This window comes from Anoxybacillus sp. FSL W8-1294 (assembly GCF_037965005.1).
Classification (GTDB): domain Bacteria; phylum Bacillota; class Bacilli; order Bacillales; family Anoxybacillaceae; genus Anoxybacillus; species Anoxybacillus flavithermus_G.
The window spans coordinates 904,875-925,977 of the sequence record NZ_CP150179.1; the positions used below are offsets into that span (position 1 = coordinate 904,875).

Here is a 21,103-nt window from a genome sequence, read left to right on the forward strand (position 1 = left end):
AACGATGAACATAGCGATCATTGGAGCGATGGAAGAAGAAGTAGCCATTTTACGAGAAAAAATAGCGAACCGAACAGAAACAACGGTAGCAAATTGTTCATTTTATAGCGGCACGTTAGACGGAGCAAACGTCGTTTTATTAAAATCAGGCATTGGAAAAGTAAACGCAGCGATGTCAACAACGATTTTGTTAGAGCGGTTTGCGCCAGATGTCGTCATTAACACAGGTTCAGCTGGCGGTTTTGCGCCGTCGCTAAACGTTGGCGATATCGTCATTTCAACCGAAGTTGTTCATCATGATGTGGATGTGACGGCATTCGGCTATGCGTACGGACAAGTGCCGGGCATGCCAGCGCGATACGCGGCAGATGAGCGGTTAGTGCAAGCGGCTGAAACGAGCGCGGCGCATATTCGCGACATTCAAGTGGCAAAAGGATTAATTGCGACAGGCGATTCATTTATGCACGATCCAGCGCGCGTCGATTTTGTACGCACGCAATTCCCTGACTTATACGCAGTTGAAATGGAAGCGGCTGCGATTGCGCAAGTATGTTATCAGTTTAACGTCCCGTTTGTCGTCATTCGCGCGTTATCAGACATCGCTGGTAAAGAGTCAAACATATCGTTTGAACAATTTTTACAAAAAGCAGCTCTTCACTCATCTGAACTTGTGCAATTAATGGTCAACAACCCAATGACTAAAGTCATGGGCTCGTAAGCCCCATGTTGACCAGACCAAGGCTTGAAACAGAGCCTACGTTATAGATGTCATGACACGTTCGGGTGCTTCTCCAGCCCGTTCCTCTGTCGTGCAAGGTTAAACAAGCGTGGTGGGTAGCGCTAGTGTCTTGCACATAACAAGCATCTATAACATGGTCGAGGAGAATATGACCTGCTTTATGCAGAGGAAAGGGGAGAACCCTATGGTTTTTGTGTTAGACACAAACAAACGTCCGCTTGCTCCTTGTCACGAAGCAGTTGCAAGAAAGCTGTTGAAACAAGGGAAGGCGGCGATTTACAGGCGATTTCCATTTACCATCATCTTGAAAAAATCAGTAGACGAATCAGAAATTAAAGCAACATATCGGCTAAAAATCGACTATGGAAGCAGGCATACAGGATTAGCGATTTTGCGAGGACAAGAAGTGGTATGGTTAGGGCAACTTGACCATCGCACAGACATCAAGGAAAGAATAGATAAAAGGCGTGCTTTTCGTCGAGCAAGACGAAATCGAAAAACAAGATACAGAAAACCACGCTTTCTGAACCGCAAGCGAAAGGAGGGATGGTTGCCACCATCGTTAGAGAGTCGTATGCAAAATATCAAAACATGGGTGGAACGTTTAAGGAAGATATGTCCGATTGAGCATATATCGTACGAGAACGCAAAGTTTGACACGCAACTCATGCGAAATCCTGAAATCAATGGTGTAGAGTATCAACAAGGTACGCTACAAGGATATGAAGTACGGGAGTATTTGCTCGAAAAGTTTGGACGAAAATGCTGTTATTGTGGAAAAGAAAATGTTCCACTTGAAGTGGAGCATATCATTCCAAAATCGAGAGGTGGAACAGACAGAATAGATAACCTCTGCCTTGCGTGTCGAGATTGTAACCAAAGAAAAGGAAGTCAAACCGCAGAAGAATTCGGGTATCCACATATTCAAGAAATGGTCAAAAAAACGCTAAAAGACGCAAGTGTAGTGAATGCCACTCGATGGAAAGTGTATGAAGTGTTAAAACAAAGCGGATGCGAAGTAGAGTGTGGAACAGGCGCACGAACGAAAATGAATCGAATACGATTAGGACTACCGAAAATTCACTATTTTGACGCTTGTTGCGTGGGAAAAAGCACGCCACTCCAATTGCATTTCAAAACAAAAGAAGTGTTATTTATCAAGGCAAAAGGGCGTGGCAGTCGTTCACGCACAAACCTAGACAGATATGGCTTCCCAAGAGGTTATCTTGCAAGACAAAAATATTTCTTTGGTTTTCAAACAGGGGACATGGTTAAAGCCAACGTACCAAAAGGGAAATATCAAGGCGTTTGGTTTGGCGAAGTCGCATGTAGAAAGACTGGAAGTTTCGATATTAAAGGCAAGGACGGAAAGCGTATCGCACAAGGAATAAATTATAGATATGTCCAAGTCATTCAGCGATTTGACGGATATGCTTATGGAAAGGGGGTGGCGGAACTTGCATAAGGTGCAATTCCTCCCCGTGCCTAAAGGCAGGGGCTTCCTTGCGTAAGTTTCGTGAATGAATTAAATAAATAGGGAGAGGCATCCTCTCCTTCTTTTCATCTTTTGGGAGGTCACAATATGAAAGTGGCGAAAAACGTGCATGAATTGATCGGGCATACGCCGATCGTTGAAATTACGCAATTTCCGCTGCCAAAAGGGGTACGCATATTTGCGAAATTGGAATATTTTAACCCGGGGGGAAGCATCAAAGATCGCCTAGGCCAAGAATTGTTAAACGATGCGCTAGCGACAGGCAAGTTAAAAGAAGGTGGAACGATTATCGAGCCGACGGCAGGCAATACAGGGATCGGTCTTGCGCTTGCGGCGATCGGAAAAAACATTCGCGTCATTTTTTGTGTGCCAGAAAAATTCAGCATCGAAAAACAACAACTCATGCGCGCGCTTGGCGCAACAGTAATCAACACCCCAACGAGCGAAGGGATGGAAGGAGCGATCCGAAAAGCGAAAGAGTTGGCGGCTGAAATTCCAAACTCCTACTGCCCACAGCAGTTTGCTAATCCAGCGAACCCGCGCACGTATTATAAAACGCTCGGTCCAGAAATTTGGGAGCAACTGGACGGACAAATTGATGTTTTCGTTGCTGGTGCTGGATCAGGCGGCACATTTATGGGAACGGCGAAATTTCTAAAAGAGAAAAATGCGCGGATAAAAACGGTCATCGTTGAACCAGAAGGATCCATTTTAAACGGCGGAGCACCAGGCCCGCATCGCACCGAAGGGATCGGCATGGAATTTTTACCGCCATATATGGATACAAGCTACTTTGATGCGATTCATACGATTTTAGATGACGATGCGTTTCGTCGCGTCAAGGAGCTTGCGCAAAAAGAGGGACTGCTTGTCGGTAGCTCATCTGGTGCCGCGTTTCATGCCGCTTTATTAGAAGCGGAACAGGCGAAAGAAGGAACGAACATCGTCGTCGTTTTTCCAGATAGCAGCGAACGATATTTAAGTAAACATATTTATGAAGGCGGGATGTAACGTGAGAAGAAAAACGAAATTGATTCATGGTGGCATTGCTGGGGATGTGCATACAGGAGCTGTCTCGGTTCCGATTTATCAAGTGAGCACGTATAAACAGGAAGCGGTCGGTGTGCATAAAGGATACGAATATTCACGCACAGGCAACCCAACGCGGCATGCACTAGAGGAGCTTATTAAAGATGTGGAAGAAGGATATGCTGGCTTTGCGTTTAGTTCTGGGATGGCAGCCATTACTGCCGTCATGATGTTGTTCAATAGCGGCGATCACGTCATTTTAACTGACGATGTATACGGTGGCACATACCGCGTCATGACGAAAGTGTTGAACCGTCTTGGCATTGCATCGACATTTGTCGATACGAGCGACCTAGCGAATATTGAAGCGCATATTCAACCAAATACGAAAGCCATTTATATCGAAACGCCGACGAATCCGCTTTTAAAAATTACAGACATCCAAGAGGCAGCAGCGATTGCGAAACGTCACGGACTACTAACGATCGTCGATAACACGTTTAGCACACCATATTGGCAAACGCCAATTGCGCTTGGTGCAGATATCGTCATTCATAGCGCAACAAAATATTTAGGTGGTCATAGCGACGTTGTCGCAGGGCTTGTCGTCGTTAATAGCGAACAACTTGCGACCGACTTGCACTTCATCCAAAACTCGACAGGTGGCATTCTCGGTCCGCAAGATTCATGGCTGTTGATGCGTGGCATGAAGACGCTTGGCATTCGCATGGAAGAACATGAGGAAAATACAAGCAAAATTGTTGAATTTTTAACGAATCATCCAGCTGTTACACGCGTGTATTACCCTGGGCTTCCGTCACACCCAAATCATGACGTAGCGAAAAAACAAATGCACGGCTTTGGTGGCATGGTGTCATTTGACGTCGGCAGCGCCGAAAAAGCAGAACAAGTGCTCACGCGCGTCCGCTACTTTACGCTAGCGGAAAGTTTAGGAGCGGTTGAAAGTTTAATTTCCCTCCCTGCAAAAATGACGCACGCCTCCATTCCGAAAGAGCGTCGTGCTGAACTCGGCATTACGGACGGACTTATTCGCATTTCTGTTGGCTTAGAAGATGCGGATGATTTAATTGAAGATTTAGCACAAGCGTTGGCATAAATTACATCGCCCCCTTTCTCCGCTCCTATGATACATTGAAAAGAGGAAAGGGGGCGATCGGTTTGGACGAACAAAAGCAAAAATGGTTAGGAAAAGCGCGCGACTATAAAGCATATAGTCTCGTTTTATTTGCGCTTAGTGCGTTTTTATATATCGGCACACTCATTCCAGAAGCGATCGACGCAACAAAGCGCCCGCTCGTAATCGGAGGCGTATTCGTACTTATGCTTGCATCGATCATTTTCTCTCACCGCGCCAACACATATTTGCGCAAATTAGACAATGAACAGTAAATTCCCCTGTTTTCGTACAAAGAAAAAACGTGTAAAATAAAAGAAAATGGGTAAAGGGGGAATAAACGATGATGTGGATGATTACAGGCTTAGTCATTACAGCTGTCATCGGTTTTGTTATTATCGCGGAAGTGAACGCCGAAGCATAAAACAGTCTCTAAACAGGAGACTGTTTTTAATAAAATTTATTTGTGATAAACTTCACAACTGTCGTCGACCTCCAATCTTGCAAAAACCCCTGGGGATCGACGACACTTCATTTTTTGTGAATTTTTTAGTGATATCAATAAATACAGAGTATTGACTGAATTTTCGGATGGTTGTATAATGGCCGTGTGTATCTTTTCCATGTGCTTGTATATCAACACTTTTTTGGGGTTTGTATCGTACCTATGAGGAATTGAAATATCAATAAAAAAATGTTAGCCAAAAAACATTTTGATGTTTTTATCGTACCTATAAGGATTAAAAAAGCTGTTCCGAAGTGTTGTTCGGAACAGCTTTTTTGTTGTCTATACGTTCCAGAGACCTTTCTTTTGTTGGCGTGCTTTTCGTTCGGCTATACATCAGTGTATGAACATTTGTTATAATGTATTTACACGATTATTTCCTTTATTGACAATGATAGATAGATAATCCTTTTTCACTTTTATTTTTTTAGATATTTAAAAACGTGATAGTGAATTTTGTCGAATTTATTCACACAAACGTTATATAATAGTAGTAAAATAAAGGAAAGATAGAAGCTGCAGGAGGTAACACCATGGATTCCATTCAATTTCAAGATAAAGTGTCGTTTATATGGGCGAATGCAGATTTGTTGCGCGGAGATTATAAGCAATCGGAATATGGAAAAGTGATTCTACCGTTAACGGTGATTCGGCGTATTGATGCGGTGCTAGAACCGACGAAGGAAGCGGTTCTTTCGCAATTGGAAGAATTAAAAGCGATGGGAATGACGATTGAAGACGGGGATTTTTTACTTCAACAAGCAGCGGAGCAGCCTTTTTACAATACGTCGAATTTTACGCTTAAAAAGTTATTGGACGACCCGCAACATATTGAAGACAACTTTAGAGACTATTTATTTGGATTTTCGCAAAATGTACGAGATATTATTGAGCATTTTGATTTTGATAAGCAAATTAGCCGTTTGGCAAAAGCAAATCTTCTCTATCTTCTCATTCAAAATTTTGCAAACTTTGATTTGCATCCAGATCGTGTGTCAAACGTGGAAATGGGATACATATTTGAAGAACTGATTCGGCGCTTTTCGGAGCAATCGAATGAGACGGCAGGGGAACATTTTACGCCGCGTGAAGTGATTAAGCTAATGGTCAATTTGCTTTTTATTAATGGTACGGATGAACTCACAAAGCCGGGAGTTATCCGTTCGATTTATGACCCAGCCTGCGGGACAGGCGGGATGCTTTCTGTTGCTTCGGAATATATCCGTAAGCTAAATGAGCAGGCTGAGTTGATTACATTTGGACAAGAATTGAACCCTGAATCATATGCGATTTGTAAAGCCGACATGCTTTTGAAAAACGATAACCCGCAAAATATTAAACTTGGGAATTCGTTTTCAGAAGATCAGCTTGCCAACGAGAAGTTTGATTACATGTTATCTAATCCGCCATTTGGAGTGGACTGGAAAAAAGTACAAGATGTCATTAAAGCAGAGCATGAAACTCTTGGTTTTGAAGGGCGTTTTGGCGCAGGTTTGCCGCGTGTGTCGGACGGTTCGCTACTATTTTTGCAACATATGATATCAAAAATGAAGCCAGCGTACGAAGGCGGCTCTCGAATTGCGATCGTATTTAACGGCTCTCCTTTATTTACTGGAGGTGCTGGAAGCGGAGAGTCGGAAATTCGGAAATGGATTATTGAAAACGACTTATTAGAGGCAATTGTCGCGTTGCCTGACCAACTTTTTTACAATACAGGCATTTCGACGTACATCTGGGTATTAACGAACAAAAAAGAAGAAAAACGAAAAGGAAAAATCCAGTTAATCCAAGCGACGCATTTGTTCCAAAAAATGCGCAAACCTTTAGGTGAAAAGCGAAACGAGTTGTTAGATGAGCATATTCATGAAATTACGCGGTTGTACGGTGATTTTACGGAAGGAAAGCATGTCAAAATTTTTGATAACGAAGATTTTGGATATAGACGCATTACAGTAGAACGACCATTAAAATTAAAAATAACGGTTACGAAAGAAAAGCTAGCTGCTTTGGAAGAAGAAAGTGCTTTTTCTAACTTAGCAAAGTCAAAGAAAAAAGGGGAAGCGGCGAAAGCGGAAATAGAAGAAGGGGAACGTCTGCAGCAACAAATTAAAACTCTCCTTCTTTCGTTTGAAGGGAAAATTTTTATGAGCCGGGATACGTTCCTAAAACAACTAAAAAAGGCTGCCCAAGAACAAGACATTAAGTTGAGCACAGCTATTGTAAAAGCTATCATCTCTGTCTTTGGTGAACATGATGAGGACGCAGAGCCTTGCAAAGACAACAAGGGCAATTTAGAGCCTAATCCAGAACTGCGCGACTACGAAAACGTCCCGTTGAAAGAAGATGTAGAACAATACTTCGAACGCGAAGTCAAACCATTTGTTCCAGACGCATGGATTGACCATGACAAGACAGTGGTGGGGTATGAGATTTCATTCGCTCGGTATTTTTATGATATCCCAAACCAAGAGGACATATATAGTTTAAGAGACAAGATATTGTCTTTGGAAAAAGAAATAAATGAAATGATGGGGGCATTGTTCAATGAAAAATAACTGGCCTCTCATTCGAAATAAGTATATATGGAAAGAAATAAATACTCCGAACGAAGACGAAAACGCCAATTTATTATCTGTATCTCAATACAGTGGGATTAAGCCAAAATCAGAACTCATAGAAGATGGCGATTTTTTAAGCAGGGCGAGTACCTTAAAAGGATATAAATGTGTGGAAAAAGGAGATTTAGTAATAAATACCATGCTTGCTTGGAATGGAAGCCTAGGTGTTTCTGACTATAACGGTGTTGTAAGCCCTTCATATAATGTATATCGTCTAATTGATCCAGAAAATTGGGATACAGTATTTTTACATTATTACCTTCGTTCTGAGCATTCAAAAGTTGAATTTCGCCGTTTTTCAACCGGTATAATCGAATCAAGGCTAAGATTATATCCTGAACAATTTTTAAATTTGAGAACCCCGAAAATTCCAATTAAAACACAAAGAAAAATAGGCGAGATATTAAAACAGAAAGAGAGCCAAATAGAAATTATTAAGGAAAAATTAAAAACAAAAATACAATTAATGAGGGAATACCGTTCCTCGTTGATTACCCAAGCCGTCACAAAAGGACTCGATCCAAACGTTCCAATGAAAGATTCAGGCATTGAATGGTTGGGGGAAGTGCCGGAGCATTGGATCGTACAAAGAATTAAAAACATTTGCTCTATAAACGGAAGAATTGGATTTAGAGGTTATAGCTCAGAAGACATAGTTGGTGAAAAAGAAGGAGCAATAACATTTAGCCCTTCGAATATAAAAGATCAGTGTTTATCGTTAGATAACTTAACATATCTTTCTTGGGAAAAATACTATGAATCCCCTGAAATTCAAATAAAAAATAATGACATTATATTTTGTAAAACTGGTTCATCGATAGGAAAAGTAGCTCTGATAGATGGCTTAGAGGATGCTGCAACTATCAATCCTCAATTAGTAATATTTACAGATATAAAATTGATAACTAAATATTTCTATTACTCCCTTGTTTCGAATTTAATTCAGAATCAAGTTCGTCTATTCGCTGGAGGTGGTGTAATGCCTACCTTGACTCAAGAAACAATTTCCAGTTTTAAAATTTTTGTTCCACCGCTCAAAGAACAAGCAGCAATTATAGAGTTTCTTGATAAATTAACGAATGATGTAAATGAAGTTATAAAAAAAGCGGAAAGTCAAATTATGTTGCTAGACGAATACCGCTCTTCGCTTATTACCGCAGCGGTGACGGGGCAGATAGATGTTTCGGATTGGAAAGAGGCGGAGGAGGAGCTAGAGACGATTTTGTAAGGGGCGATGAGGATGGCAGTGGATCGTTCAGAAAAAGCGCTTGAAACAGCGATTGAAGCTGATTTATTAGAAGCCGGGTATGTACGTGGGCTAGGCTACAACCGCGATACGTGTTTAGACCATGACACGTTAATGACATTCATCCAAACATCACAGCCTGCCGTATGGCAAAAGCTCGAAAAACATTTTAAATCGGATACAGCCAATCAAATTATCGCGAGATTAGTGAAAGAATTGGAGCTTCGTGGGACGTTAGAAGTGTTAAGAAAAGGAATCGACTTATTTGGGCAACAAATTAAGCTCGTTTATTTTAAACCGGAGCATGAACTGTCCGAACAAGCATTGGTTCGCTATGAAGCGAACCGATTTACCGTGTCACGGCAAGTACACTACTCTAACCAACACCAAAAATCGCTAGACATGGTGTTAGGAGTAAACGGCATTCCAATCGTTACGATGGAGCTGAAAAACCGTCCCACCGGGCAAAACGTCAACCATGCGAAACGGCAATATAAACAAGACCGTGATCCAAGGGAAACGATGTTTAAGTTCACCAAACATCCAATTCGGACGCTTGTCCATTTTGCCGTTGACCACGATCTTGTGTATATGACGACTAAGCTTGCTGGAGAATCGACGTATTTTCTTCCTTTTAACAAAGGATATAACGGTGGGGCGGGAAATCCTCCTTCTGCTGGATTTCAAACAGAATATTTATGGAAAGAAGTTCTCGTTCCCGATTCTTTGTTAGAAATTTTGCAGCGCTTTATGCACTTAGAAGTAGACGAAAAAGACGGGAAGAAAAAAGTTACGATGATTTTTCCGCGTTATCATCAACTGGATGCCGTTCGGAAGATCATCGCCGACGTGAAAGAGAAAGGAGCAGGAGAGTCGTATTTAATCCAACACTCCGCTGGCTCAGGAAAGTCCAACACAATCGCTTGGCTTGCCCACCGTTTAAGCGGTCTTCATAAAAATAACGAACCAGTTTTTCATTCCACGATTGTCATTACCGATCGTGTCGTCCTTGACAGGCAGTTGCAGGGGACGATTGCCCAGTTTGAACAAACATTAGGCGTTGTGCAAAAAATCGACAAAAACTCTGCACAACTAGCCGAAGCGATTCAAACTGGAAAGAAAATTATTATTACAACGCTGCAAAAATTCCCTTTCATTCTTGATAAAATCGAACAGCAACAGGGGAAACGCTTTGCCATTATTATGGACGAAGCCCATTCTTCCCAAACAGGCGAAACAGCGCAAAAAGTACGTGAAGCGTTGCGCGATTATACGGTCAGCGAAAGGGAAGAAATAGAGGCGGAGCTTGCCGAAGCGACAACAGATAGTGAAGCGGAATTAATTAAAGAAGTGTCCAAGCGTGGTCGCCCTTCTAATATTAGCTTTTTCGCCTTTACCGCAACACCAAAAGCAAAAACGCTTGAAATGTTCGGAACGTACGACGGAGAAGTGCCGCGCCCTTTCCATCTATACACGATGCGCCAAGCAATTGAAGAAGGATTTATTTTAGACGTATTGGCGAACTATATGACGTACAAAACGTATTACAAACTTTCCAAAGCGATTGACGATGACCCAGAATTAGATCAAAAGAAAGCGAAAAAAGCGTTGGCAAAATATATGGCGCTGCATCCGTATAACGTAGCACAGAAGGTAGAAATTATTGTAGAGCATTTTAAAACAGCCGTGCGCCATAAAATCGCTGGACAAGCAAAAGCAATGATTGTCACCGGAAGCCGCCAGCAAGCGCTTCTCTATTATCGAGCGATGCAACGGTACATGAAGGAAAAGGGCTATCCGTACGGGGTGTTAGTTGCCTTTTCCGGCACGCTGTATGACGATGTGACAGGAGAAGAAGTAACGGAAGCTCAAATCAATGGATTTGCGGAAAGTGAGTTACCAAAAAAGTTTAAAACGGACAAATACCAGTTTTTAATTGTCGCCGATAAATATCAAACGGGTTTCAATGAACCATTACTGCATACGATGTACGTCGATAAAAAACTTTCCGGCATACAGGCAGTGCAGACGCTTTCTCGCTTAAACCGGACACATCGAGCAAAGCAAGATACGTTTGTTCTTGACTTTGTGAACGAAGCAGAAACTATTTACGAAGCATTTAAACAGTACTATGAGGCGACAAAGTTGGCGGAAACAACAGACTTAAACGTAATATATGACTTGAAAAACCGCGTATTCGGTTATCAAATTTTTGAACAACGGGAAGTCGATGAATATGCGGAGGTGTTTTTCCGACCGCAAAGCCGCCAGCGCAAAGGGGAATTAGCAGAACTGCATCGCATCGTCGATCAGGCAGTTGTTCGGTATAACAAGTTGCCGGAAGAAGAACAAGCAGAATGTAAAAACGCCCTAAATAAGTTTGTTCGTTCGTATTCGTATATTAGTCAAATTGCACCGTTTACCGATGCCAACCTGCACAAGCTGTTCGTTTATGTGCAAATGCTTGTGAAAAAGCTGCCAAATACAAATACAGGTGCTCTTCAATTAGATGATGAGGTGCAGTTAACGTATTATCGGTTAGAGAAAACGTTTGAAGGATCGATTGATTTATCAGAAGGCCAAGCATCGGAACTAACTGGGTTAACAGACAGCGGATCAGCAGGAGCGACAGAAGATAAGAAAGACCGATTAAGCGCCATTCTCGAATTAATCAATCAGCGTTTTGGCACAGACTTTAAACCGAGCGACCGCGTCTTTTTTGAACAAGCAAAAGAAGAAATGCTTCATGATGAAATCACGATTCACCAAGCGAAAAACAGCTCGCGGGAAAACTTTATTCGCTCCAAAACCCCGCAGGCATTAAAAAGCTTCCTAGCAACCAAAAACTCTAACGAACAGCTATTTAAGCGGCTATTTACAGACAAGGACTTTCAAGAAACGGTACTACATGCGTTCTTAAATGAGGTGTATGAAGCGGCGCGGAATATCGAGGTAAGAGAGTAAAAAATACAATAAGTATATCATGAGTGTTGATTATCCATTATTTCACTAAAAAACATCGAATCATATGGCTGAATACAAGCTTTTCTGCCTTTTCCCTCAAACAAGAAAAGCGTTCATTGCTCGAGGAGGACATGCTACTCCTAGTCGGCAAACGGTTCGTTTGCCGACTACGGCAGAAAAGTTAGGAATAGAGCGATGTCAACTTGTTTTTATTGGTTAATCAACACGTTCGATAAAAGCATCTATGTATTTTTGTCCTCATCATAGTCGAGCAACAATCGATTATGCTAACGGTTATTTGCAATGAAAAAAAATTACTGATTGGGGGATAAAATGATTACAGGTTTATTTGTTCGACACTATAAAATTTATCAAGGCTTGAGTTTTATGGGTGATGGGCGTAAAACTCCTACGCCTTCAGGCTAGGGGATGTAAGCCCTAATAACCTTGTTCTTGAATATATTTTTGGATAATCTCTTTGCTTACATTTCCAATACTACAAGAAAAATATCCATCACTCCAAAAGGTTCTTTCTTTCCAAAAATATTGAGAAAGATATTTGTTATGCTTTTGCCATATTCGATAGGTTGTAAGTTGCTTCAATAATCTAACGATTTCAAGAATACTCCATTTCGGAGAATAAGGAGGTGAAAAATCAATGATTGTAAATAAGGCATATAAATTTCGCATCTATCCAAATAAAGAACAAGAAGTATTAATCGCGAAAACATTCGGTTGCTCGCGTTTTGTATTCAACTATTTTTTGGCGAAATGGGAGGATGCTTATAAGCAAACGGGCAAGGGATTAACTTACAACGCTTGTTCTTCTCAATTAACGCAATTAAAGAAACAATTCGTTTGGTTAAAAGAAGTGGATAGCATTGCGCTTCAATCTTCACTCAAGCATCTGGATGATGCGTACGATCGCTTTTTTAAAAAGCAAAACGACAAACCGCGCTTTAAGTCTAAAAAGAATGCTGTGCAATCGTATACAACTAAGCATACAAATGGGAATATTGCTGTGCTAGATCAACACATCAAGCTACCTAAACTTGGCCTTGTTCGTTTTGCTAAAAGTCGTGAAGTAGAAGGGCGTATCTTGTCTGCTACGATTAGACGAAATCCGAGCGGGAAATACTTTGTGTCCATTTTGGTTGAAACTGACGTGCAAGCGTTGCCTCAAACGGGTTCAGCCGTTGGCATCGATGTTGGCTTGAAGGAATTCGCCGTTCTTTCTGATCGAACAAAATACGCCAACCCGAAATGGCTTCGTAAGCTAGAAGAACAGCTAGCAAAAGCACAACGTATTCTTTCCAGACGAAAAAAAGGTGGATCGAATTGGAATAAGCAACGAATAAAAGTTGCACGATTGCACGAAAAAATAACAGATGCACGACATGATTACTTACACAAAATTTCCACCGAGATTGTCAAAAACCACGACATCATCGGGATGGAAGATTTGTCTGTAAGCCATATGCTAAAAAATCATAACCTTGCAAAAGCGATTCAAGAGGTATCTTGGTCAATGTTTAAAGTCATGATCGAATACAAGGCTAGATGGTACGGAAAACAAGTTGTCACCGTAGCAAAAAACTTTCCGTCTAGCCAGCTTTGTTCGTGCTGTGGCTATCAAAACAAAGACGTGAAACATCTTGCTTTGCGTGAATGGGAATGTCCTGTGTGCCATACTCATCACGACCGAGATGTGAACGCAAGTATCAATATTAAAAACGAAGCGATTAGGCTTCTTAACCGCAGGAACTGTGGGGATCGCCTACTAAATAACCGAAGAGGATTTCGGTGTTCGTAGGAATCCGCTATGGCTTTAGCCTAGCGGTAGTTCAACTGAACGTAGTGGGATGTAAAAGACATTATGAAAAAGCGTTTCAGTCAAAGTTTGAAAACATCGTTGCTCAAGCGGACAGGATGATGGCGCCATCGGAGAAGTTTCATGAAGGGGAGCAGCCATCCATTGCTTGTCCTTTTCAATCACTTTTTGTTTTGGGCTGTAGTCATCATTTTTGTATATTATATTGAAAAACGCATAAGAAATAGACGGAAGCTTAGTAACGTATGAAAAGGTGTCCCGAGTGCGTGTGGGACACCTTTTTAACTACGATCCTTTTTTTCCTTTATCATGTTTATAACATTCATGAAACAGTTTCATTAATGCGCGTTTTTCGATGCGCGAGACGTAGCTGCGTGAGATACCGAGCTCTTTGGCGATTTCGCGCTGAGTGAGTTCCGGTTGCATATTTAAACCGAAGCGGCTAATAATCACTTGGCGTTCGCGGTCGTCCAGTACATGTAAATGTTGGGCGATGTTTTCGAGCTCGTTATTTTTTTCAATCATATCACTAATATCTTCGTCTTCAGATTTTAATACATCTAACAAACTAATTTCATTTCCATCGCGATCTTGCCCGATTGGATCGTAAAGAGAAACATCTTTTTTTGTTTTTTTGAGCGAACGCAAGTGCATAAGTATTTCATTCTCGATACAACGGGCAGCATATGTGGCAAGCTTTGTTCCTTTTCCGGTTGAGTAGCTTTCGATCGCTTTAATTAACCCGATCGTGCCAATTGAAATTAAATCTTCTGGGTCTTCTCCGGTGTTTTCAAACTTTTTCACGATGTGAGCAACGAGACGTAAATTATGTTCGATCAGCTTGTTTCGAGCATGTTCATCTCCTTTCGCCATCTGTTTCAAATACATCGCTTCCTCTTTTGCATCAAGCGGTTGTGGAAAGGCATTGTTTTTTACATAAGAAACTAAAAAGACGAGCTCTTTTACAAACAAAGCAAGCGCAGAAAAAATCGTGCCCATGTTCGTTCACCTCACAGGTGGTCATTTGTTGCTTATGTATGTATATGCATTAGAAAACTTGTTCGTGTTTGGACACTTTATTTTCTTTTTCCTTCTTTGTTTAATGAAGAAAATGATATATAATCGTGAAATATAAAAACATGATGTGAAGTCCTGCGGTAATATGTCAAGGTGAAAAATCATCGAAATTGGAAATTCGATTGTCCGATGACCCGAAAAAAGGCAATACTTAAGAAGCCCAGTCTTGTCTTATGTCATTAACTGGGTTTTAATGCAAAATCAGTTAGATCGATACCCCTATCGATCTTCCCCCTTTCTTGGCGTGTAGATTTGACCGTTGCGTAGCAGCGCATCGATCACACGCACGAGTTTTCGAGCGGTGAGGACGAGGGCTCGTTTGTGTTGGTGCTTTGGTACTTCCTCATACTTCTTCCGGTAATAGGTGCGAAACGACGCATCATGCCGTTGTACCGAGTTGGCAGCCTCCACTAGGTAGTAACGGAGATAGCGATTGCCGGAACGAATGAGGGAAGTCTCCTCGGCTTGGAACCGACCGGACTGGTGCTTAGACCAAGTCAAACCTGCATACTTTGCTAAGGCGGCTTGGTTGTCAAAGCGCTCGATTTGTCCAATTTCGGCTAAGATGCCAGCGGCGTAGACCGGACCAATGCCGGGAATCGTTTGTAACGTATTTGGGATGCCTTCCAAATGGCGAGTAATCGCTTTATCTAGCTCTTTAATTTGCGCTTGAAGGCTACGGATGGATTGAATTGATAGCCCTAAAAGCAAGTCGATGGAATCCTCGACACATTTGGAAAGCCGATACGACGAACGAGCCGCCTTTTGAATGGACTTGGCGATGCATTCCGGATCGGCAAAGCGATTGCGTCCTTTTTGGCGCAAGAAGTCAGCGAGCTGTTGCACGTCCATCTGACTGATTTCGTCTAAGCTAAACGACTCGAGAAGAAGCTCTAAGATGGCATGTCCGAACACGGAGCTGTCCACCTCTTGGGTAAAGGAACTGCACTTGTAAAACAAGTGTTGGAGGAAGTACTGCTTTTCCCGAGTCAGCTGATGGACGAGATGATAGCGCATGCGCGTGAGCCGTTGAAGGGCGATAAACTGTTCTTGCATGACAGCTGTCACTTTCAAACGGCCAAAGCGAAGCCGATCGGCGATGATCCACGCATCGATGCCGTCCGTTTTATCCAAGTCAGTGTACGCTTCTTTAAATTTGCGAATGAGCTTTGGATTGATGGTAAACACCTTGACATTCCAAGACTTCAGCTCCTCCTGTTGGTGGAAAAACATCGCTGGATGCCAGCTGTAGACCGAAGTGGCTTCCATCCCGATGAGAATTTCGGATGGTTGGCGCTTGTTGGCCCACAGGAGGATTTGATCGCGAAGGAAGGTCGCGCCAAGGAGATGATTGTCCACCTTGAATTGGGCGCACGTGTTTCCTTCTTGATCCATGATACACGTGTATAAGTCCGTTGAGCTCACGTCAATCCCGACGTAGAGTTTCATGAGATCACCTCCAATCGTAGTAGGATCGTGGGGTTGGGACTCTTCGGGATGCCCCCGGACCGCGCCTGTTGACCAGTCACCCTCGCATATGAGAACTCACGTTGGGCCATGGGCTGCCTGGAAGCTGCTCCTTCCAGCATGGGAAACCAACGGGAACAGCCTGCGGGTTAGAAGTCCGAACAGGAGCCGGGGAGACAGACTTTCTAAGTAGTCAAAGCTACAGGAGAGAGAAGAGTGTCCCCGATGATCCTAAGACCATTATCCAAGAACATCGCGAAAAGTCCAACCCCGATGTAGTGCCATCCACGGGGGAGGGGCGCGCCCCTCCCCCGTGGGCAAATCACTTACACATATGCGATTGTCAAGGAGCATATCCAACTGGAAATTCGATTTAAAAATCTTTCTAAACATACTATACGAGGAAGGATGAGTCGTGCAAAAAGGAATGACAAAACCGTTAAAACTCAACCCACCGCAGTTGTTAGCAATTATGTTTCTTTTTCTCGTTGTTGTCGGTGGGGTGTTATTAAAGTTGCCGATTGCAACAGAGAAGGACATTAGCTGGCTTGATGCGTTCTTTTTATCGACATCTGCCGCAACGGTAACCGGATTAGCTCCGATCGACCCAGGCTCTACGTTTACCGTATTTGGAGAAGTTGTTTTAATGATGCTTATTCAAGTTGGTGGGCTTGGGATTATGACGTTTGCGGTGCTCGTCGTCATTGTGCTTGGAAAAAAAATCGGAATGAAGCAACGCATGTTGATGCAAGAAGCGTTAAATCAGCCATCGCTTGGCGGTGTCATTCGTTTGGCGCGCAATTTACTGTTATTTTCTTTGTTTATGGAATGTATTGGAGTGATTTTGCTAGCTATTGATTGGGTACCGAAAATGGGATGGGCGAAAGGGCTATATTACAGCCTTTTTCATACGATCGCCGCGTTCAATAACGCTGGATTTGCGTTATGGCCTGACAATTTATCACGCTTTGTCGGCAATCCCATTGTCAACGTGACGATCACTTTATTAATCATCGTTGGGGGACTCGGTTTTACAGTCGTATTTGACGTGTTATATCAACGCCGTTGGAGAAAATTGTCCATTCATACGAAACTCATGTTAGTGATGACGCTTATTGTAAACGTTCTAGCGATTGTTGCCATCTTTTTATTTGAACATAATAACCCGAAGACGCTCGGTTCGCTTCCGTTTCGCGAACAACTATGGGCAGCGTACTTTCAAGGTATTACGCCGAGAACAGCAGGATTTAACACGATCGATGTAGGCTCACTTGACCAGCCGACAGCGATGCTGATGATTTTCCTTATGTTTATCGGGGCAGGAAGTACATCGACAGGTGGAGGAATTAAACTGACGACATTTGCGGTGATCGTTTTTGCGGTGGTGAGCTTTTTAAAAGGGAAAGAAGAAACGGTCATTTGGCAGCGTACTATTCGTCATACAATCATTTTGCGTGCGTTAGCGATTGCATCGATGAGCATGTTGTTTATTTTCCTTGTCACGATGATTTTAACGCTTACCGAAGATGCTCCATTTTTAGTTCTTTTATTTGAAGTTGTATCTGCATTTGGGACCGTTGGGCTTTCGATGAATATGACTCCGCATTTGTCAGCAGTAGGAAAAATGCTGATCATCGGCGTCATGTTGTTTGGAAAATTAGGCCCGTTGACGCTTGTTTATTCGATTGCGAAGCCGAAAAAAACAAATATTCGTTATCCAAATGGCGATATATTGACAGGATGAACAAAGGCGAGGGAGCATCCCATACCCGTCAAGTTTAGTGTTAAGGGTCGTTGTGTCCATACGCAATGTTTGTGATTCATTAGCTGAAGAAAAAGAATACCACATGTTTTAGGCATGCCAAATAACCCTCTTGGAGAGGGTTATTTGGCGTTTTTATGAATCTAATCAATAAATACCTAATTTAACCAAGAGATCCGATGCCGTTTCTTTTCCTTTCCTTCGATCCTTTCTTCCATGTTTTCTCAATAGAAGGAGGAGAGAAGAAAGGCTGATTTCTTCCTTGGATAGGCGCAAAAGCAGTTGTTGCCAATAGGATTGGAGAACATCTAGTGCTTTCCGTTCGCTGATTTGAATCCCTTCTGTTTGTTGCCAATACGTTCGAGCTTGAAACAGAAAGGTCTGAGTCTCCAAAATGGCAATCAACGTCCCATATACATGGCATTCGAACCGTTCTTTCTTCATCTTTTTCACTTTCTCCAAATCAAAAACGGACTTCCACGCTTTAAACAGCAATTCAATTTGCCACCGCAAAGAATAAAGCTCATAAACCTGTTGCCCATCAAACGACTCTTGGGGAGATGATCACATGTCAAATTCCGTTGGTTTACACTTAGACAAAACGGAGTTCAAATGATAAGTTTGAACTCCGTTTTATTTTTTTATAATTCATAGTTGACAACTATGATTACTTGGTATTAACGTATAGATTAATAAAAATATTTCGATTATTTTGGGTGGAGGGAATAAAATGAAAAAGTTAATCGTGTTTGTGATTGTTGGGTTTATCGCTCAGCTCATCGACGGTTCGTTAGGAATGGCGTATGGGGTTACATCAACAACGCTGTTGCTTGTGTTCGGGATTGCTCCGGCGGTCGCTTCCGCCTCGGTGCATTTAGCGGAAGTGGTCACAACCGCAGCTTCAGGCGTATCTCATATTAAATTTGGAAATGTCGACCGCGACATGGTGATCAAATTAATTATTCCCGGATCGCTTGGCGCGTTTGTCGGCGCCTGCTTTTTAAGCAATCTTCCAGGAGATTTCATTAAACCATATATTTCACTATTTTTGTTGGCGCTTGGGTTTTATATTATGTATCGTTTTTTGTTTCTTTCTCCTAGACAGGATCAGCAACCGCCGCGAAAATTTTCGAATAAGCAGCTTGTTCCTCTTGGTTTAGTGGCCGGTTTTCTTGATGCCACTGGCGGAGGAGGATGGGGCCCGATTTCCACCCCTGTTCTTCTTGCGAATAAAGGAATGGAAGCAAGAAAAGTGGTGGGAACAGTTGATACATCGGAATTTGCTGTTGCTTTATCTGCTACCATTGGATTTGTCATTTCATTAGGCTGGGAACAATTCAATTGGTTTTGGGTAGGAACGCTTATGTTAGGGGGAATCATCGCTGCGCCAATCGCCGCATGGCTTGTCCGCAAGATGCCATCCCATTTGCTCGGGGTTTTGGTTGGAGGAGTCATCATTTTCACAAACGTTCGCACCTTGCTTCATGCATGGGAAACTCCTGGCAACTGGTATGCAACGATTTACGCAATCATCATATTTGGCTGGGCTGTTTCGATATGGTGGGCAATCCGCACACATCGGAAAGCGTCTCTATCTGATCATCTTGCGTCATAATGGCAAATAGAACAGAAATTTAGAGCGAAAAACAAGAGTCAACAACCCAATGACTAAAGTCATGGGCTTGTAAGCCCCATGTTGACCAGACCAAGGCTTGAAACAGAGCCTACGTTATAGATGTCATGACACGTTCGGGTGCTTCTCCAGCCCGTTCCTCTGTCGTGCAAGGTTAAACAAGCGTGGTGGGTAGCGCTAGTGTCTTGCACATAACAAGCATCTATAACATGGTCGAGGAGAATATGACCTGCGTAAGCAGAGGAAAGGGGAGAACCCTATGGTTTTTGTGTTAGACACAAACAAACGTCCGCTTGCTCCTTGTCACGAAGCAGTTGCAAGAAAGCTGTTGAAACAAGGGAAGGCGGCGATTTACAGGCGATTTCCATTTACCATCATCTTGAAAAAATCAGTAGACGAATCAGAAATTAAAGCAACATATCGGCTAAAAATCGACTATGGAAGCAGGCATACAGGATTAGCGATTTTGCGAGGACAAGAAGTGGTATGGTTAGGGCAACTTGACCATCGCACAGACATCAAGGAAAGAATAGATAAAAGGCGTGCTTTTCGTCGAGCAAGACGAAATCGAAAAACAAGATACAGAAAACCACGCTTTCTGAACCGCAAGCGAAAGGAGGGGTGGTTGCCGTCATCACTAGAGAGTCGTGTGCAAAATATCCAAACATGGGTTAACCGCCTAAAGAAGTTATGCCCCATTGGGTATATATCATACGAAAATGCCAAATTCGACACGCAACTCATGCGAAATCCTGAAATCAATGGTGTAGAGTATCAACAAGGCACGCTACAAGGATATGAAGTACGGGAGTATTTGCTTGAAAAGTTTGGGCGGAAGTGTTGTTATTGCGGAAAAGAAAATGTTCCACTTGAAGTGGAGCATATCATTCCAAAATCGAGAGGTGGAACAGACCGAGTGGATAACCTATGTCTTGCCTGTCATGACTGTAATCAGCGCAAAGGAAGTAAGACAGCAGAAGAATTCGGGTATCCGCACATTCAAAAGCAAGTCAAAGAATCATTAAAGGATACAAGTGCTATCAACTCGACAAGATGGAAAGCGTATGAAGTGTTAAAGCAGACAGGATTAGATGTCGAGTGTGGAACAGGTGCACGAACAAAAATGAATCGTATTCGTTTAGACTTGCCGAAAACACATTATTTTGACGCTTGTTGTGTAGGCGAAAGCACAACAAATCACTTATATTTCAAAACAAAAGAAGTGTTATTTATCAAGGCAAAAGGGCGTGGTAGTCGCTCTCGTACAAACCTAGATAGATATGGCTTCCCAAGAGGTTATCTTGCAAGACAAAAATTCTTCTTTGGTTTTCAAACAGGGGACATGGTTAAGGCTGTTGTCCCAAGAGGGAAATATCAAGGCGTTTGGTTTGGCGAAGTCGCATGTAGAAAGACTGGAAGTTTCGATATTAAAGGCAAGGACGGAAAGCGTATCGCACAAGGAATAAATTATAGATATGTCCAAGTCATTCAGCGATTTGACGGATATGCTTATGGAAAGGGGGTGGCGGAACTTGCGTAAGGTGCAATTCCTCCTCGTGCCTAAAGGCGGGGGCTTCCTTGCGTAAGTTTCGTGACAGCATA

At 42.5% G+C, this 21,103-nt stretch carries 17 protein-coding genes; 13 read left to right on the plus strand and 4 right to left on the minus strand.

The genetic code is table 11. From position 1 onward, the window contains the following. Positions 1-4 precede the first annotated feature (4 nt). The 8 genes from mtnN to NSQ23_RS04780 all read left to right on the plus strand — a co-directional run bounded on the left by mtnN (position 5) and on the right by NSQ23_RS04780 (position 11,731). Complete coding sequence (gene mtnN / locus NSQ23_RS04745; RefSeq protein WP_339173383.1) at positions 5-718, plus strand: 5'-methylthioadenosine/S-adenosylhomocysteine nucleosidase; 714 nt, start codon at positions 5-7, stop codon at positions 716-718. A gap of 205 nt (positions 719-923) precedes the next feature. Further along, the gene (gene iscB / locus NSQ23_RS04750; RefSeq protein WP_192952236.1) at positions 924-2,204 is read left to right on the plus strand and encodes an RNA-guided endonuclease IscB; all 1,281 of its coding nucleotides are present in this window, start codon (positions 924-926) and stop codon (positions 2,202-2,204) included. Positions 2,205-2,321: 117 nt separating this feature from the next. Next, the gene (locus NSQ23_RS04755) at positions 2,322-3,245 is read left to right on the plus strand and encodes a cysteine synthase family protein (protein WP_339173386.1); all 924 of its coding nucleotides are present in this window, start codon (positions 2,322-2,324) and stop codon (positions 3,243-3,245) included. A gap of 1 nt (position 3,246) precedes the next feature. Continuing rightward, positions 3,247-4,380: a bifunctional cystathionine gamma-lyase/homocysteine desulfhydrase gene (locus NSQ23_RS04760; RefSeq protein WP_339173388.1), complete on the plus strand. Its 1,134-nt coding sequence runs from the start codon at positions 3,247-3,249 to the stop codon at positions 4,378-4,380. A 62-nt stretch (positions 4,381-4,442) separates the two neighbouring features. After that, positions 4,443-4,673, plus strand: a complete 231-nt coding sequence (locus NSQ23_RS04765; RefSeq protein ID WP_339173390.1) for a YrhC family protein — start codon at positions 4,443-4,445, stop codon at positions 4,671-4,673. Between the two features lie 763 nt (positions 4,674-5,436). Continuing rightward, positions 5,437-7,458, plus strand: a complete 2,022-nt coding sequence (locus tag NSQ23_RS04770) for a class I SAM-dependent DNA methyltransferase (RefSeq protein ID WP_339173393.1) — start codon at positions 5,437-5,439, stop codon at positions 7,456-7,458. Beyond that, complete coding sequence (locus NSQ23_RS04775) at positions 7,448-8,749, plus strand: restriction endonuclease subunit S (protein ID WP_192952471.1); 1,302 nt, start codon at positions 7,448-7,450, stop codon at positions 8,747-8,749. The genes NSQ23_RS04770 and NSQ23_RS04775 overlap by 11 nt, the downstream gene beginning before the upstream one ends. A 12-nt stretch (positions 8,750-8,761) precedes the next feature. Further along, positions 8,762-11,731: a type I restriction endonuclease gene (locus NSQ23_RS04780; protein WP_339173398.1), complete on the plus strand. Its 2,970-nt coding sequence runs from the start codon at positions 8,762-8,764 to the stop codon at positions 11,729-11,731. 438 nt (positions 11,732-12,169) lie between these two features. Here the strand turns inward: NSQ23_RS04780 and tnpA are convergent, their stop codons facing one another. Next, on the minus strand, positions 12,170-12,421 hold the full coding sequence (gene tnpA, locus NSQ23_RS04785) for an IS200/IS605 family transposase (RefSeq protein ID WP_318274890.1): 252 nt from the start codon (positions 12,419-12,421) through the stop codon (positions 12,170-12,172). Between tnpA and tnpB the strand changes: the two genes are divergently transcribed. Then, on the plus strand, positions 12,390-13,544 hold the full coding sequence (tnpB, locus tag NSQ23_RS04790) for an IS200/IS605 family element RNA-guided endonuclease TnpB (RefSeq protein ID WP_339173401.1): 1,155 nt from the start codon (positions 12,390-12,392) through the stop codon (positions 13,542-13,544). The two genes, tnpA and tnpB, sit on opposite strands and share 32 nt — an antisense overlap. After that, positions 13,535-13,771: a hypothetical protein gene (locus NSQ23_RS04795; RefSeq protein ID WP_339173404.1), complete on the plus strand. Its 237-nt coding sequence runs from the start codon at positions 13,535-13,537 to the stop codon at positions 13,769-13,771. The genes tnpB and NSQ23_RS04795 overlap by 10 nt, the downstream gene beginning before the upstream one ends. A gap of 76 nt (positions 13,772-13,847) precedes the next feature. Here the strand turns inward: NSQ23_RS04795 and sigK are convergent, their stop codons facing one another. Next, on the minus strand, positions 13,848-14,561 hold the full coding sequence (gene sigK, locus NSQ23_RS04800; protein WP_339173407.1) for an RNA polymerase sporulation sigma factor SigK: 714 nt from the start codon (positions 14,559-14,561) through the stop codon (positions 13,848-13,850). 297 nt (positions 14,562-14,858) lie between these two features. Beyond that, positions 14,859-16,088 (minus strand): IS110 family transposase, encoded by a 1,230-nt coding sequence (locus NSQ23_RS04805; protein ID WP_339170721.1) that lies wholly within the window; start codon positions 16,086-16,088, stop codon positions 14,859-14,861. 433 nt (positions 16,089-16,521) lie between these two features. On the opposite strand from NSQ23_RS04805, the gene NSQ23_RS04810 reads away from it, so the two are divergent. After that, the gene (locus NSQ23_RS04810) at positions 16,522-17,850 is read left to right on the plus strand and encodes a TrkH family potassium uptake protein (protein WP_339173410.1); all 1,329 of its coding nucleotides are present in this window, start codon (positions 16,522-16,524) and stop codon (positions 17,848-17,850) included. A 165-nt stretch (positions 17,851-18,015) separates the two neighbouring features. On the opposite strand, the gene NSQ23_RS04815 is transcribed toward NSQ23_RS04810, so the two are convergent. Beyond that, the gene (locus NSQ23_RS04815; protein WP_339173412.1) at positions 18,016-18,381 is read right to left on the minus strand and encodes a transposase; all 366 of its coding nucleotides are present in this window, start codon (positions 18,379-18,381) and stop codon (positions 18,016-18,018) included. Between the two features lie 217 nt (positions 18,382-18,598). Here NSQ23_RS04815 and NSQ23_RS04820 point away from each other — a divergent pair, with 217 nt between their 5' ends. Beyond that, entirely contained in the window at positions 18,599-19,483 is an 885-nt protein-coding gene (locus NSQ23_RS04820; protein ID WP_339173414.1) for a sulfite exporter TauE/SafE family protein, read from the plus strand. 277 nt (positions 19,484-19,760) lie between these two features. After that, positions 19,761-21,041, plus strand: a complete 1,281-nt coding sequence (iscB, locus tag NSQ23_RS04825) for an RNA-guided endonuclease IscB (protein ID WP_339173415.1) — start codon at positions 19,761-19,763, stop codon at positions 21,039-21,041. The last annotated feature ends 62 nt before the right edge of the window (positions 21,042-21,103 follow it).